This window comes from Lentzea sp. NPDC004782 (assembly GCF_040609115.1).
Taxonomy (GTDB): domain Bacteria; phylum Actinomycetota; class Actinomycetes; order Mycobacteriales; family Pseudonocardiaceae; genus Lentzea.
This window is the reverse complement of record NZ_JBEXJN010000063.1, coordinates 1-14,883: the sequence shown is the minus strand read 5'-3', so window position 1 is coordinate 14,883 and position 14,883 is coordinate 1. Positions and strand designations below refer to the sequence as shown.

The following is a 14,883-nucleotide window of genomic DNA, read 5'->3' as shown; positions in this document are numbered from 1 at the left end:
ACGGCATGGGGTACCGGTGGGTCCACCAGCTTTAGTAATCGACGTGATCGCACTCCTCGCGCCCGGACAAGGGTCCCAGACGCCCGGCATGCTCGCCCCCTGGCTCGAACTGGAGGGGGCCGAGAAGCAGGTGCGCACGTGGTCGGAGATCACGGGTCTCGACCTCGTGCGGCTCGGCACCACCGCGGAGGCCGAGGAGATCGTCGACACCGCCATCACCCAGCCGCTGGTCGTGGCTCTCGCGCTGCTCGCGTTCGGTGAGCTGCGCCGCCGCGTCGAGCTGCCCTCGGCCGTGATCGTCGGCGGCCACTCGGTCGGCGAGCTCGCCGCCGCGTCGGTGGCGGGCGTCATCAGCGCCGACGACGCCGTCGCGCTGGCCGCCGTGCGCGGTCGTGCCATGGCCGAGGCGTGCGCCCTGGAGCCGACCGGCATGGCCGCGGTGCTCGGCGGCGACGAGCCGGAGGTCCTCGCCCGCCTGGAGGAGCTCGGCCTGGTGCCCGCCAACCGCAACGGCGCCGGTCAGATCGTCGCGGCCGGTCCGCACCCCGCGCTCGACGAGCTCGCGGCGAACCCGCCGGGCCCGGCGAAGGTCCGCAAGCTGGCCGTCGCGGGCGCGTTCCACACCAGGTACATGGCGCCGGCCGAAGACGCCGTGCGCGCGCGTGCCGCCGAAGTCACCACGCACGACCCGTTGCTGCCGCTGGTGTCCAACAAGGACGGTCAGGTCGTCACCGAGGGCACCGAGGTGCTGCGGCGCCTGGTCTCCCAGGTCACCAGCCCGGTCCGGTGGGACGCCTGCCAGGCCACCCTCGTCGAGAGGGGCATCACCGGCTCGGTCGAGCTGCCGCCCGCCGGTGTGCTCACGGGTCTCGCCAAGCGTGCGATGAAGGGCACCGCCACCCTCGCCCTGAAGACCCCCGACCAGCTCGAGAAGGTCGCGGAGCTCTTCGACACCGTTGGAGCTGCTCAGTGACAAGCTTTCAGGCCCCGCAGTCGTCTGCGGGTAGCCGCATCATCGGCCTCGGCAGCTACCAGCCCGAGACGGTGGTGAGCAACCACGACCTCGCCGCTCGCATGGACACCTCGGACGAGTGGATCCGCGACCGCGTGGGCATCGTGAACCGGCGGATCGCGTCCAAGGACGAGGGCGTCGTCGACATGGCGGTCATCGCGGGCACGAAGGCGGTCGAGGACGCCGGGCTCACCCCGTCCGACATCGGCGCCGTGATCGTGGCGACGTGCACCATGCCGTCGACCATCCCGAACGCCGCCGCGCAGGTCGCCGACCGCATCGGCGTGAAGGCGGCACCGGCGTTCGACCTCAACGCCGCGTGCGCGGGTTTCTGCTACGCCGTCGCGACCGGCTCGGACCTGGTCCGCGCGGGCACGGCCAAGCACGTGCTGGTCATCGGCGCGGAGAAGCTCACCGACTGGACCGACCAGGACGACCGCTCGACCGCGATCATCTTCGCGGACGGCGCGGGTGCCGTCGTGATCGGTGCCAGCGAGGAGAACCACATCGGCCCCGTGGCGTGGGGCTCCGCCGGTGACCTCTCCGAGACCATCACCATCGCCGACCGCGACTCCTTCATCCACCAGGAAGGCCAGTCGGTCTTCCGCTGGGCGACGACCCAGATCGCGCCCGTAGCGATCCGCGCCGCCGAACTCGCGGGTGTCGAACTGTCCGATGTGGACGTGTTCGCCCCGCACCAGGCGAACCTGCGGATCATCGAAGCGATCGCCAAGCGCCTGCGCAACAATGGTGCGCGGGAGGACCTGAAGATCGCTCGAGACATCGTCGAATCCGGCAACACCTCCTCGGCCTCGATCCCCATGGCGCTGGACCACATGCGGGCCGCGGGCGAGATCTCCAGCGGAGACGTGGTGCTGATGGTCGGTTTCGGCGCGGGTCTGTCCTACGCGGGACAGGTGGTCCGGTGCCCGTGAATACCCCCGGTTTTTCCATCGTTTCAATCGAAAGGGAACTTCAGTGAGCGACAACGTCCTGTCCGGTCTTGCCGAGATCGTCGAAGAGGTCGCCGGTGTGGCCGCCGACGACGTCACCGCTGAGAAGTCCTTCGTGGACGACCTCGACATCGACTCGCTGTCGATGGTCGAGATCGCCGTCCAGGCGGAGGACAAGTTCGGCGTGAAGATCCCGGACGACGAGCTGGCGAACCTCAAGACCGTTGGTGACGCGGTGAACTACATCACCAGCAACAAGTGAGTTCGGACATCGACGTCGTCATCACCGGGCTGGGTGCCACCACCCCGCTCGGCGGTGACGTCACGTCCACCTGGGACGCACTGCTCGCGGGCAAGAGCGGGGTCCGCCCCCTCACCCACGACTGGGTGGAGAAGTACGACCTGCCGGTGAGGATCGCCTCGCAGCTCGTCGTCGACCCCACCGAGGTGCTGCCCCGCGTCGAGGCGAGGCGCCTGGACCGCTCCGAGCAGGTCGCCATCGTGGCGTCCCGCCAGGCGTGGCAGGACGCCGGCCACAGCGACGACACCGTCGACCGCCAGCGCCTCGCCGTGATCATCGGCACGGGCATCGGCGGCGCGATCACCCTCCTGACCCAGGACGACCTCCTGGAACAGCAGGGCCTGCGCAAGGTGTCGCCGCTGACCGTCCCGATGCTGATGCCGAACGGCCCGGCCGCCCACGTGGGCCTGGAGCTCAAGGCCCAGGCAGGCGTCCACGCCCCGGTCTCCGCCTGCGCGTCGGGCGCAGAGGCCATCGCGTGGGCCTACCGCATGATCAAGTCCGGCGAAGCCGACGTGGTCGTGGCAGGTGGCGCGGAAGCGTGCATCACGGCGATCCCGGTGGCGGGCTTCTCGCAGGCCCGCACCATGAGCACCCGCAACGACGAGCCGGAGAAGGCGTCGCGCCCGTTCGACACGGCCCGCGACGGTTTCGTCCTGGGCGAGGGCGCGGGCGTCATGGTCCTGGAACGCCGCGAGTTCGCCGAAGCCCGCGGGGCCAAGATCTACGGCCGCCTGGCGGGCATCGGCACCAGTGCCGACGGCTACCACATCACCGCCCCCGACCCCGAGGGCGTGGGTCAGTCGCGTGCCATCGCCGCATCCCTGCGGTCCGGCGGCATCGACCCGTCCGACGTGGGCCACGTGAACTGCCACGCCACCTCCACCCCGGTGGGTGACGTCGCGGAAACCGTGGCGATCCGCAAGGCGATCGGCGACCACCCGGTCCTGACCGCCCCGAAGGGCGCCCTCGGGCACCTGCTGGGCGCAGCGGGCGCGGTCGAGGCCATCGTCACCGTCCTGTCGATCCGCGACGGCGTGGTCCCCCAGACCCTCAACCTGGAGAACCTCGACCCGGCCGTGTCCCTCGACGTGGTGGCGGGCGAACCCCGCAAGATCAAGCTGGACGCCGCCGTGAACGACTCGTTCGGCTTCGGCGGCCACAACGTGGCCCTGGCCTTCACCCCGGCCTAGCCGCACTCCGCACCACCGCAACGCCCCGGCCCGCACCGCGAGCCGGGGCGTTGCGGCGTAGAAGCAAGAAACGCAACACCGGTGCGCCACGCACCCGCGAAGGCGAAGCCGGGCCCCTCAGCACTTCTCCATCTGGGGAGTCCGGTTCTCAGGAGCCTCATCCACCTTGAGCTCCCCACCTTCCCGAACCATCACGTACACGACCCGCCACCGAATGCACCCCTCCGGCAACCCGACCGGAGCCTTGGCGACATCCTGTGTGGACACGAACGAGATCAGCACCCGCAACCGCCGGCCGACCACATCGGACTCGATCCGCTGCACCACCATCCCGCCGTCCCGGGTGGTCTCGTAAGCAGCAGCCCAGGTCGACTCAACAGCCTGCGAGACCCGCCGAGACGACACGACCTCCCGCCAGGCGCCGAAGTTCCGGGCGTTGATCGAGTCGAAGAACTTCTGCAGCACCGCCTGCACCGAAGTCCGATCGGGATGCGTGAACGCGTCGGGGCTCAACCGCACTTCGGCACTTCCCGGCAGCGGAGCACCGGACACCGACGTGGACGGCACCACCGGCTCGCCCTTCGCTTCGGCTGGACGCGAGTAGATCGTCCGTCCGACCATCCCCGCCGCGACCGCGGCACCGGTGATCACCACCACGGCCGGCACCAGCCAGCGGCTAGCCACACTCCCCACGCGAGCAGCCTAGCCGCGGGCGCTCGACAGGGGGCACCCGACCAGCAGAGGACCACTCACAAACACACGTCGTTACAGATAAACATAAAACTTCACCCGAAAGACTACATTATCCACAGATGCAAATTGCATGTAGCGAGACAGCGATTGCTACATAAAACCCGGCATACCAATCTCATCGTCCGAATGGGTTCTTTCGGGTCATCCCATACCGCTGTTCGGCCGCACTAAACGCGCAATGGCAGCCAATCACGGCTTCACCCGAAAAGAGCAGACAACACAGCGCGTACACATCGATTAACGCACCCCAACTATACGTCTTGACCGACGTGGAATACCGCAGCTCAGACGACCGGTCCTACAAGAACGATCCAGTACCGTTTAGCGACGACCAGCGGCGCCACAGTTGACTCACCAGTCAGCAAACCTTGCAACCGGGTGAGATGGTCCCAAACCTGATCACAGAGTGCCACATACGCGCCGGTAACCGGCGCCGATTCAGCCACGAACGGCCCACCCATATGCCACTAATGGCGGATTGGCCATAGCTGCGAGATTGTGCGGAAATATGCCGCGTAAACGAAATCGCACAAGAACCGAGGAGGGAATTCGGTGGACCTCAGATACGAGGCGTACTGCTTCGCCGATCGGCAGTTCTACGATCTGCAGAGCAGCACCGAAACCACTCCCGGAGACGACTTTTCCGCCGAGTTGCCGCAGCTCCCGGCCGACTGGACAATGGTCGACCGCAACGTGTGGCGGCACCACCACCCGAAGGGCCTGCAGCTGCCCAACCAGGGGTGGAAGGTGCACGTCTCGGCCGGTCTCGACAACGCCGGCAAGGTGCTGAGAACGACGTACGACTACTGCGCAGAGCGGCGCATCAGCTTCAAGTACCTGCGGACGATGTCGATCGTGCTGGCCCGCAACTCGAAGTACGCGCCCCGCGAGGGCAGCGGCAAGCTGGTCACGATCTACCCCACCAGCGCGGAGCACCTGGAGACGATCTGCACCGAGCTGGCCGAACGGCTCGACGGTGAGCACGGCGCCTACATCCTGAGCGACCTGCGTTTCGGCAAGGGACCGCTGTACGTGCGGTACGGCGGGTTCGCCGAGCAGTGGCTGGAGGTCGACGGGCAGCAGGTGCTCGCGATCGAGGGCCCGGACGGCGCGCTCGTGCCCGACAGGCGCAAGCCCGTGTTCAGCGTGCCCGAGTGGGTCGAGCTGCCCGCGTTCCTCAAGCCGCACCTGGCCGAGCGCAACGCCGGTGACCCCGAAGCGTTCCCGTACCGGATCAAGAGCTCGCTGCACTTCTCCAACGGCGGCGGTGTCTACCTCGCGACGCGCAAGAGCGACGGCAAGGAGGTCGTGCTCAAGGAAGCGCGGCCGCACGCCGGGCTCGACCGCGAGGGACGGGACGCCGTGGCACGGCTGGAGCTGGAACACCAGATCCTCACGAAGCTGCACGGCATCAAGGGCGTGCCCGAGGTGTACGACCGCTTCACCGAGTGGGAGCACCTGTTCGTGGCCATGGAGTTCATGCCGGGGCGCTCGCTCGGGCAGTGGCTCGGCCACAACTACCCGCTCACCCACCGGGACCCCACCGACGACCAGCTCGCGCAGTACCGCGACCGGGCCCAGCAGCTCATCGGCAAGGTCGAGGCCCTGATCGAGCAGGTGCACGGACGCGGCGTCGTGTTCGGCGACCTGCACACGATGAACATCCTGGTCGACGAGGACGACGAGGTCTCGCTGATCGACTTCGAGCTGTCGTCCACCATCGAGGACGTGCACCGGCCCACGCTCGGCGCGCCGGGGTTCCAGGCGCCGAACGACCGCGAGGGCTTCGACATCGACGCCTACCCGCTGGCCGCGCTCAAGCTGTGGATCTTCCTGCCGCTCAACGCGGTGCTGGAGCTCGCACCGGCCAAGCTGCGGCAGCACGTGCACGTCGTCGCGGAGCGCTTCGGGCTCGCGGAGGACTACCAGAAGCAGATCCTCGACGTGCTCACCCCGCGCGTCGACCCGCCGGCCGACCCCGCGTTCACCGCGTTCGACGACGAGAACCCGGACTGGACCGTGGTGCGCAAGGAGATCGCCACCGCGATCCTGCACAGCGCGACGCCGCAACGGAAGGACCGGTTGTTCCCCGGCGACATCGAGCAGTTCGAGGTCGGCGGCACGTGCTTCGGTTACGGCGCGGCGGGTGTGCTGCACGCGCTCGCGGAAAGCGGTGAGGGCCGGTACCCCGAGCACGAGGACTGGCTGGTCGACGCCGTCAGGAACGATCCGCCCAAGCAGCCCGGCTTCTTCGTCGGCGCGCACGGCATCGCGCACGTGCTGGAGAACTTCGGCCACCACGACTTCGCGACCGAGATCGTCGAGAGCTACGCACCGCTCGTCCGCACCACGCGGGATCACGGGCTCAGCGCCGGGCTGTCCGGCATCGGACTCAACCTGCTGCATTTCGCGAACACCCGCGAAGACGACAGCTTCGCCGCACAGGCGGAAGAACTGGCCGAACGTCTCGCGCAGCAGCTCGCCGACGTCCCGCCGCCCGGCGACAAGGCCAAGGCCGGCCTGTTGCACGGCTGGTCGGGTCCGGCGCTGTTCTTCCTGCGCCTGTTCGAGCACACCGCGGAACAGCGCTGGCTCGAGCTGTCCGAACAGGCGCTGGAACGCGACCTGGCCGAGACGATGGTCGCGCTGGACGGGTCGCTGCAGGTGCGCGACGGCACGTTCCGGACGCTGCCGTACGTCGGCATCGGCGGCGCGGGCATCGCGCTGGTGCTCACCGAGCTCGCCAAGGTCGCGCCCGAACTTCCTTGTGCGGCAAGGCTTCCGGAGCTGCTCAGCGGTTGCACCGGCGAGTTCGTCATCCAGCCCGCGTTCACACTGGGCCGGGCCGGACTGATGGCCGCGCTGGCGCACGCGAGCACGACGTGCCCGGACGAGCGGTTCGACCGCGCGGTCCGGCAGCACCTCAAGGCGCTGGGCTGGCACGCGGTGCGCTACGGGGGCGGGCTCGCCTTCCCCGGTGTGCAGCTGCGCCGGCTGTCCATGGACCTCAACACCGGCGGCGCGGGCGTCCTGCTCGCGATCGCGTCCACAGTGGACGCCAAACCGCCACTGCCCTTCCTGGGCTCACGAACGCCGGTCACCGCTGACCGGTAGCAGTAACCCCCGAAAGATCCCTCGATTGAAGGAGACCGTCATGGGTTTCATCCTTGACATGCAGGACCTGGAAGCGCCCGAGGCCCCGAGCAACGCGATGGCGTCCGGTGGCGGCGGTGGCGGCTCCACGACCGCGTCCAACGCGTCGCTGCTGCTCCCCTGCTCGCACAGCACCGTCAGCCTGCTGGCCTGCTGAGCTTCGCCCAACTGAAACACCGCGGTGAGTGAGCGGCATAGGCGAAGTATGCCGCTCACCCGCCAACTGCAGGGCCCGGCAGCCGGCCAGCTGTCGGGCCCTGGCTCATGATGCGCCCTCACGACCCGCGGAGGAACAGCAATGGCCAAACCCGGTGACGCTCTGCTGTTCTCCACGGTCAGACGCGACTTCCGCCCGTGGCTTTTGCTCCTCAACGCCGCCGTGGCGACCACCGGCGGCCTGCTCATCCCCACCGCACTCGCCCACGCGGTCGACATGGCACTGAGCGGGACGTTCGTGCTGTTCACGGTCCTTTGGCTGCTCCTGCTCGCGGCCACCGAGATCGTCGGCGACGCGATCGGCATCGTGCTCGCCGCGGCCATCACCGCGCGCGCCACCGCGTGGCTGCGGGAACGGCTCTCCCGGCATCTGCTCGCGCTCGGTCATCCGTCCCCGTTCGCCGCCGGAGACGCGGTGAGCCGGTTGACCGGTGACTGCGGCAACGCGGGCGGTGTCGTGGTCACGCTCATGTCCGTGATCATCGCCGCGGTCTCCTCGGTGGGCGCGATCGTGGCGTTGTTCCTGCTGGACTGGCGGCTCGCGGCCGTGTTCGCGGTGAGCGTCCCGCTGGCGACGGTGCTGGTGCGCACGCACATGCAGCTCACCGCCGACGACGTGCTGGCGTACCAGCAGGTTTCCGGTGACGTGTCGGCACGCCTGCTCGACGCCGTGTCCGGCAGGCGCACGATCACCGCCGCGGGGATCGCCGAGCAGGAGGCCGCGCGCGTGCTGCGACCGCTCCCCCAGCTCGCCGCGGCGGGCGCGGGCATGTGGCGGACCCAGGCGAAGATGATGTGGCGCGCCGGTCTGCTGTTGCCGGCCGTGGAGATCGCGGTGCTGGTCACCGCGGGTTTCGGCGTGATGGAGGGCAGGCTGAGCCCCGGTGACGTGCTGGCCGCGCTCGGCTATGCCGCGCTGGGCATGGGCATCATCGGCCAGATGCCGCAGCTGACCGCGCTGGAACGCACCCGCGCGTCCGCCACCCGCATCGCCGAGGTCCTCGGCACCCCGCCGCCCAGGCGCTCCGAACCGGTCCGCGGCCGGGGGATCGAGCTCCGGAACGTCCACGTCGACCGCGCACTCCACGACGTGAGTCTCACGATCCCCGACGGCGCGTTCGCCGCGATCGTCGGCAGTTCCGGTGCCGGCAAGTCGACGCTGGCCGCGGTGCTGGGCGGACTGTCCGCTGTGGACTCCGGCACGGTCGTCAGGGAAGGCGAGGTCGGGTACGCCTTCGAACGCCCGGCGCTGCTCGGCACGACGATCGGCCGATCCATCGGCTATGGAACCGATGCCGACGAGGTCCGGGTGCGGGACGCCGCGGTCGCCGCTCAAGTGCACGACGTGCTGATCAGGCTGCCGCACGGCTATGCGACCCCGGTGGCCGACGCCCCGCTCTCCGGCGGTGAGATCCAACGGATCGGCCTGGCGCGCGCGATCGTCCGCGACCCCGAGATCCTGGTGCTCGACGACGCCACCGCGAGCCTCGACACCGTGACCGAGGCCAAAGTGGACAAGGCCTTCACGACCGCGTTACCAGGCAGGACAAGGGTCGTGGTGACGCACAGAGCGGCAACGGCAGCTCGCGCGGACCTCGTGGTGTGGCTGGAGAACGGCTGCGTCAGAGGTACCGGCACCCATCAGGAGCTGTGGGATGACGAGGACTACCGCGCCGTGTTCACCGGGGGCGAGTGATGCGTTTCTACCTCTCCACGCTGGCCGGACACCGCAGGGGCGTGCTGATCCTGCTCGGCTGGTCCACGCTCGAAGGCGCGCCGGCGTTCTTCGGCGGCAAGCTCGTCGGCACCGCCGTCGACCGGGGTTTCGCCGCGGGCGACCCGCTGGCGGGCGTGCTGTGGCTGCTCGCGTTCGCGGCGCTCGCCGTCGCCGGAGCACTCGGCCGGCGCCAGGTCTTCGCGCGGCTCGGCGACGTCGTCGAACCGATGCGCGACGCCCTGGTCACGCAGGTCGTCAGGGGTGTGCTGAACGACCCGGCACACCGCCGCACCCCGGACGCCAGCGCCGTCGCCATGATCACCAGGCACGTCGAGGTCGTGCGCGACGCGACCGCGGGTGTGCTGGTGCAGGCCCGCGCACTTCTCGTCACGACGATCGCCGCACTCGTCGGTCTCGCGACCACCGCGGCGGCGTTGATCTGGCTGGTCGTCCTGCCGATCGTGGTCGCCCTGCTGCTCTTCGGGCTCATGCTGCCGTCGCTGGCCAGAAGGCAACGCGTCGCCGTGATGGCCGACGAACGCACGGCCGAGGCGTCCGGAGCAGTGCTCACGGGGCTGCGGGACGTAGCCGCCTGCTCCGCGTCCGACGAGGCTCACCGCGACATCGCCGCGCAGATCGATCAACAGGCCAGGGCCGCGGTCTCGGTCGCGTGGGCGAACTCGTTGCGCGCCACGGTGATCGCGATCGGCGGCTTCGCCCCGGTCGTGCTGCTGGTCGCGTTCGCTCCCCCGCTCGTCGCCTCCGGTGAGCTGACCACCGGCGCGGTGCTGGCCGCGGTCGTCTACCTGACCAGCAACGTGAACCCGGCGTTGCACGGCCTCGCCAGCACCACCAGCACGGTCGTGATGCGGCTGATGGTTGCGCTCAAACGACTTCAGGAAGCCGCACCGCGAACGTCGAAGGACGTCGGTGCGGAGGTCCCGTCCGACGGCGAGTTCGTGCTGCGGAACGTCACGTTCGGCTGGAGCCCGGACGCGGAACCGGTGGTGCGCGACCTGTCGCTCACCCTGCGTCCCGGCGACCACCTGGCCGTGGTCGGGCCGTCCGGCATCGGCAAGTCCACAATGGCCGGTCTGCTCACCGGCCTGATGCCACCCGACCACGGCTGCGTGCTGTTCGGCGGCGCACCCGTCGACCTGGTGGTTCCCGAGGTCAGACAGCACGCGATCGCGCTGATTCCGCAGGAGACGTACCTGTTCACCGGCACCGTGCGGGAGAACCTCGCTCTACTCGCACCGTGGGCGACCGACGAGGACCTCATCGACGCCGTGAAGAAGGTTGGCGCCAAACCACTTCTGGGCCGGCTCGGTGGCCTCGACGCACGGCTCGGCCACGCCGGTGAGGGGCTTTCCGCCGGTGAGGCGCAACTTCTGGCGCTCGCGAGGGTCTACGTGACGTCCGCGAGCGTGGTGATCCTCGACGAGGCGACCTCGCACCTGGACCCGGCGGCGGAGGCGCGGGTCGAACGAGCTTTTGCCCGAAGGGACGGAATTCTCGTGGTGATCGCGCACCGGTTGAGCTCGGCGCTGCGGGCGAACCGCGTGCTGGTCATGGACGGCGGCAGGCCGTTGCTCGGCACTCACGAGCACCTGCTGAAGACGTCCCCGCTCTACGGACAGCTCATGCTGGCCTGGGATCCCGTGCACCACGAGGAAACCCCGCTACCCAAACGGTAGCGGGGGTCCACTCTGGACTATCCGACCCGGTGCAGCCAGGTCACGGGCGCGCCGTCGCCCGCACGGCGGAACGGTTCCAGCGCGTCGTCCCACGCCGCGCCGAGCAGTTCGTCCACGCCGTGGGCGAAGGACTCACCACCACGAGCCCGTGCGGCCAGTGCGCGCAGCTGGTCCTCGTTCACGACGATGTCGCCGTTCGCCGAGGTTCTGGCGTGCCACAACCCGAGAACGGGCGCGAAGCAGAAGCGCTCGCCGTCCTGACCGGGGGACGGTTCCTCGGTCACCTCGAAGCGGAGCATTGGCCACGCGCGCAGCGCAGCCACGAGTTTGGCGCCGGTGCCGGCGTCTCCGGTCCATGCGCATTCGGCGCGCAACTGGCCTGGTGCCGCGGGTTGCGCTGCCCACCTGAGGTCCACTCGTTCACCAAGGGTGCCCGAGATCGCCCACTCGACGTGCGGACAGACCGCAGACGGCGACGAGTGGACGTAAACCACGCCACTGGTGCTGCCACGGGTGCTCACTGCTGACCTCCGCTACTCGACGAGGGACGTCTTCCCCTACGCCTTTGCCGAGCGAGGTGATCACCGTGAAACCCGTTCGCTGCATTCTGCCTTGACTTGAGGCATGTCCGCCATAAGAACCAGCTCGATCATCACCCGACCGGGGCAGATACAGGCCTTAAGTCCCGATCTCCCCGGCCGAGTGATGCGCGATCGTGATCTACAGGACGTTTGCCGCGGCGACCGCGTCCACCAGGCCCGTGCCCTTGTCGAACGACGAGGTGTAGGGCCCGACCGGCTGATAGCCGGTGCCGTACTTGTGGGCCGTCGACTTCAGCGCCCGCTCGATGTCGGCGGGGGTCGCGGAAGGCTTGGCCTGGAAGAGCTGAGCCACGACGCCGGCGATCTGCGGTGCCGCCATCGACGTGCCGCTGATCGTGTTGTACGTGCCGATGTCGAGCAGTCCCGGTCCGTTCTGCGGGGCCAGGCCGGTCGAGCAGATCGGCAGGTACAGCCGACAGGCGGAGACGATGTTCTCGCCGGGCGCCGAGATGTCCGGCCACGTCGAGGGATCGGTCTTCAGGCCACGCGACGAGAAGTCGGACAGCGCGCCGTCGCGGGTGCCGGTGCCCAGGTCGTTGTACGAAGCCGCGGAGATCACGCCGGGCGTCGGGTCCTGGCCGGGCGGGTTGGACAGGTTCTTCGTGCCGTCACCGCCGTCGTTGCCGTTCGCCCACACCACGACGACGCCCTCGGCGACGAGCTGGCGCTGCAACTTGACCGTCACCGACTCAGGGTCGAACGCACCGCCGCCGGATGGCCCATAGGAGTTGTTGATCACCTTGATCGGCGGGCACGCCGACGCGGGCACGCCGGCCCCGCACGGCGCGTTGTGGTTCTCCAGCACCCAGTTCAACGCCGCGTCCGCGCCGAGGATCAGGATCGCCGCACCGGTCGAGATGACCACGCCCTTCGCACCCGGCGCGGACCCACCCACCCGGGTTCCGTCGGCGAGCGTGTACGGCGTGCCGATCGCGATGCCGGTGACGTGCGTGCCGTGCCCGCCCAGCGAGGTCGTGTCGGTGTCGACGAGGTTCGGCACCGGCACGATGCAGCTGGTGTCGGTGGACCCGTCCGCGACGCACAGGCTCTTGAGGCTGCGGACGATCTTGCCGCCGGCGAACGCCGGGTGCGTCGGGTCCACGCCGGAGTCGATCACCGCGACCGAGACGCCCGCGCCGGTCAGCCCGGACGCCTGCTGGGCCTCACGGCTGCGCGTGGCGGTCGTGCCGGACGAGCCGAGGAACTTGGCCTGACGGGTCACCTCGACCTTGCTGACGCCCGGCTTGGAGCGTGCGGACGAGATCTGCGTCGAGGTGCCGCGAGCGGCGACCACGCCGATCTTGCGGAAGCTCGTGAGCTTCTGCAGACCGGCCGTCTCCACCGCGCGTTCGGCGGAGGTCAGATCAGTGCCGTGGACGTAGACCGTCGAGGCCGTCTCGGCTGCCCCGACAGGGGTAGAGGCGGCCACGAGCACTACGGCGAGCAGTGCGGCGCGTTTGTACATGGACCCTCCGTGAACATAGGCAGGCAATCCATCTAACGAGTGATCCACTTATAGGTGACGGGTGTCACGCAACGTCTCGACTGGCTGAGGTTGGCCGACCCCGGACCGCTACCGTGTCCCCCCGTGCGGAAAGGTGGGGACTCGTGCGGCTGATCCGTCTGGGCGCTGAACCCTCTGCCATTGGGGCGGACGTCCGTGCCGCCCTCACGGCGTGTGGCGCGGGTACCGAAGTGCTGGGCGGCGTCGCGCTGATCGGGGTCCAGCCACCTGACTGCCCCGTGCCGCTGGACGCGATCGTCGTGCTGCCCAAGGGCGTGCTGGTGATCGTCGGCGTCGACCTGCCCGACCCCGCGGTGAAGCTGGAGGCACCGCTCGGCGGTCAGTGGAAGATCGACGGGTGGCCGCTGGTGAGCCAGGACGGTGCCGCCAACCCGGCGACCGAGGCGGTGGCCGCGGCGACCGCCGTGGCGCAGCGGATCCAGGCGATGCGCGCGGAGCCGTTGCCGGTCAGCACGGTCGTGGCGGTCGGGCCGTTCGTCAGCCAGGTCGTGCAGCCCACCTCCGACCTGAACCGCGGCGTGCGGGTGCTGCACCCCAAACCGTCCACTTTGCTCTCCGCGGCCCGCGAGCTCGCGACGTCGTCGGTGCTGTGCACGGCCGACCACGCGGTGAAGCTCCTCGCGATCCTGCAGACCACGGGCACGCCACCGGACGCGCGGATGCTGCTCGCCGAGGGCTTCAGCGACGCCGTGTCCCCGGATCTCGCGGCCGCGAGCACGATGCTGATCCCCAAGGTCCACGCCGCGCCGCTGATGTCGCGCAAACGCTTGCCCGCCAAGGTGCCGGTGCTCTACCTGGCGATCGGCGCGCTAGTCGCGCTGCTGCTCGTCGTCGTGCTGGTGGTGGCGTTGCCCGGTGACGACAAACCCGCCGACGCGACGCCCACACCCACGCCCACACCGACCCAGCCGACGACGGTGGTCGTGGACGGCACGACGTTCGTGCCGAAGGACTTGAAGAAGGACAAGGACTGCCAGGCGCAGGCGTTCGGTGACGCGAAGGCGTGGCTGGTCGCGAACGACTGCGGCGAACTGCTGCGCGCCACCTACGAGACGACTGTGCAGGGCAAACAGGCCACGGTGCTGGTGGTGGACCTGGATCTGCTGGACGCGCCGAGCGCGACCGCGTTCCACAAGGTCGTCAGCGCGCCGGGATCGGGCGGCATCACCGGGATGGACGGGAAACCGCTGGAGAACGCGGCGTTCGCGAGCGGCGCCAAGGGTAGTCACGTGCAGCTGTCGTTCGTGGTGTGGTCCGGCGGTGCGGGCGACCCGGCGCTCGACCCGATCGCCAAGCAGGCGTTGCGGCTGCCCGCCACCCGGTAGAAGGTGGAGGCATGGTCGGACAACTTCGTTCTGTCGTGCTCGACTGCCCGAACCCCTCCGAACTCGCCTCCTTCTACGAGAAGCTGCTCGGCGCCGAACGGCTCGCCGGTGGTGACGACACGTGGGTGGTGATCGTCGCGAACGGCACGCGCCTCGCGTTCCAGCGCTCCGGCGACTACCGGCCGCCGACGTTCCCCGACCCGCACGGCTCGCAGCAGTTCCACCTCGACGTGCTGGTCGAGGACGTGGAGGAGGCCGAGGCTCGGGTGCTGGAACTCGGCGCGCGGTTGGTGCAGAAGGACACCGACAGCGACTTCCGGGTCTACGCCGACCCCGTGGGGCATCCGTTCTGCTTGGTGTGGATGTCTTGACCATCCAACCGCGGGTTCGCTGTCGATGAACGGCGCATTCGTCCACCTGAGGTGGACGAATGCGC

The 14,883-nt window shown here is 69.3% G+C and carries 13 protein-coding genes; 10 read left to right on the top strand and 3 right to left on the bottom strand.

Translation table 11 applies throughout. The features are described 5' to 3' along the window. The first annotated feature begins 43 nt into the window (after positions 1–43). The 4 genes from ABZV40_RS38545 to fabF are packed head-to-tail and all read left to right on the top strand — an operon-like array spanning position 44 to position 3,459. A complete protein-coding gene (locus tag ABZV40_RS38545; protein WP_355453631.1) occupies positions 44–973 on the top strand; it encodes an ACP S-malonyltransferase in 930 nt (309 codons plus the stop codon). Next, on the top strand, positions 970–1,947 hold the full coding sequence (locus ABZV40_RS38540; protein WP_355453628.1) for a beta-ketoacyl-ACP synthase III: 978 nt from the start codon (positions 970–972) through the stop codon (positions 1,945–1,947). Before ABZV40_RS38545 ends, ABZV40_RS38540 begins: the two co-directional genes overlap by 4 nt. A 43-nt stretch (positions 1,948–1,990) precedes the next feature. Beyond that, the gene (locus ABZV40_RS38535) at positions 1,991–2,227 is read left to right on the top strand and encodes an acyl carrier protein (RefSeq protein ID WP_030465146.1); all 237 of its coding nucleotides are present in this window, start codon (positions 1,991–1,993) and stop codon (positions 2,225–2,227) included. Continuing rightward, the gene (gene fabF / locus ABZV40_RS38530; protein WP_355453625.1) at positions 2,224–3,459 is read left to right on the top strand and encodes a beta-ketoacyl-ACP synthase II; all 1,236 of its coding nucleotides are present in this window, start codon (positions 2,224–2,226) and stop codon (positions 3,457–3,459) included. The genes ABZV40_RS38535 and fabF overlap by 4 nt, the downstream gene beginning before the upstream one ends. Before the next feature lie 117 nt (positions 3,460–3,576). Here the strand turns inward: fabF and ABZV40_RS38525 are convergent, their stop codons facing one another. After that, positions 3,577–4,152 carry a hypothetical protein gene (locus ABZV40_RS38525; protein WP_355453622.1) on the bottom strand — a complete coding sequence of 192 codons (576 nt, stop codon included), beginning with the start codon at positions 4,150–4,152 and terminating at the stop codon, positions 3,577–3,579. A gap of 612 nt (positions 4,153–4,764) precedes the next feature. On the opposite strand from ABZV40_RS38525, the gene lanKC reads away from it, so the two are divergent. The 4 genes from lanKC to ABZV40_RS38505 all read left to right on the top strand — a co-directional run bounded on the left by lanKC (position 4,765) and on the right by ABZV40_RS38505 (position 10,995). Further along, positions 4,765–7,326 carry a class III lanthionine synthetase LanKC gene (gene lanKC, locus ABZV40_RS38520; RefSeq protein ID WP_355453619.1) on the top strand — a complete coding sequence of 854 codons (2,562 nt, stop codon included), beginning with the start codon at positions 4,765–4,767 and terminating at the stop codon, positions 7,324–7,326. A gap of 40 nt (positions 7,327–7,366) precedes the next feature. Next, positions 7,367–7,522, top strand: coding sequence for a SapB/AmfS family lanthipeptide (locus ABZV40_RS38515; RefSeq protein ID WP_355453616.1), 156 nt, complete (start codon positions 7,367–7,369; stop codon positions 7,520–7,522). A 141-nt stretch (positions 7,523–7,663) separates the two neighbouring features. After that, positions 7,664–9,277, top strand: a complete 1,614-nt coding sequence (locus tag ABZV40_RS38510; RefSeq protein WP_355453613.1) for an ABC transporter ATP-binding protein — start codon at positions 7,664–7,666, stop codon at positions 9,275–9,277. Next, positions 9,277–10,995 (top strand): ABC transporter ATP-binding protein, encoded by a 1,719-nt coding sequence (locus tag ABZV40_RS38505; protein WP_355453610.1) that lies wholly within the window; start codon positions 9,277–9,279, stop codon positions 10,993–10,995. The genes ABZV40_RS38510 and ABZV40_RS38505 overlap by 1 nt, the downstream gene beginning before the upstream one ends. A 17-nt stretch (positions 10,996–11,012) precedes the next feature. Here the strand turns inward: ABZV40_RS38505 and ABZV40_RS38500 are convergent, their stop codons facing one another. Beyond that, positions 11,013–11,516: a DUF3145 domain-containing protein gene (locus tag ABZV40_RS38500; RefSeq protein ID WP_355453607.1), complete on the bottom strand. Its 504-nt coding sequence runs from the start codon at positions 11,514–11,516 to the stop codon at positions 11,013–11,015. A gap of 199 nt (positions 11,517–11,715) precedes the next feature. Continuing rightward, complete coding sequence (locus ABZV40_RS38495; protein ID WP_355453604.1) at positions 11,716–13,062, bottom strand: S8 family serine peptidase; 1,347 nt, start codon at positions 13,060–13,062, stop codon at positions 11,716–11,718. Between the two features lie 143 nt (positions 13,063–13,205). On the opposite strand from ABZV40_RS38495, the gene ABZV40_RS38490 reads away from it, so the two are divergent. Both ABZV40_RS38490 and ABZV40_RS38485 read left to right on the top strand, forming a co-directional pair. Then, complete coding sequence (locus ABZV40_RS38490) at positions 13,206–14,447, top strand: hypothetical protein (protein WP_355453601.1); 1,242 nt, start codon at positions 13,206–13,208, stop codon at positions 14,445–14,447. Positions 14,448–14,458: 11 nt separating this feature from the next. After that, positions 14,459–14,818, top strand: a complete 360-nt coding sequence (locus tag ABZV40_RS38485; RefSeq protein ID WP_355453598.1) for a VOC family protein — start codon at positions 14,459–14,461, stop codon at positions 14,816–14,818. Positions 14,819–14,883 lie beyond the last annotated feature (65 nt).

Bases quoted from the DNA above. Each gene is read 5' to 3' on its own strand.
- ABZV40_RS38515 (WP_355453616.1), top strand. From the start codon at position 7,367: ATGGGTTTCATCCTTGACATGCAGGACCTGGAAGCGCCCGAGGCCCCG.
- ABZV40_RS38505 (WP_355453610.1), top strand. From the start codon at position 9,277: ATGCGTTTCTACCTCTCCACGCTGGCCGGACACCGCAGGGGCGTGCTG.
- ABZV40_RS38495 (WP_355453604.1), bottom strand. From the start codon at position 13,062: ATGTACAAACGCGCCGCACTGCTCGCCGTAGTGCTCGTGGCCGCCTCT.
- ABZV40_RS38485 (WP_355453598.1), top strand. From the start codon at position 14,459: ATGGTCGGACAACTTCGTTCTGTCGTGCTCGACTGCCCGAACCCCTCC.
- ABZV40_RS38510 (WP_355453613.1), top strand. From the start codon at position 7,664: ATGGCCAAACCCGGTGACGCTCTGCTGTTCTCCACGGTCAGACGCGAC.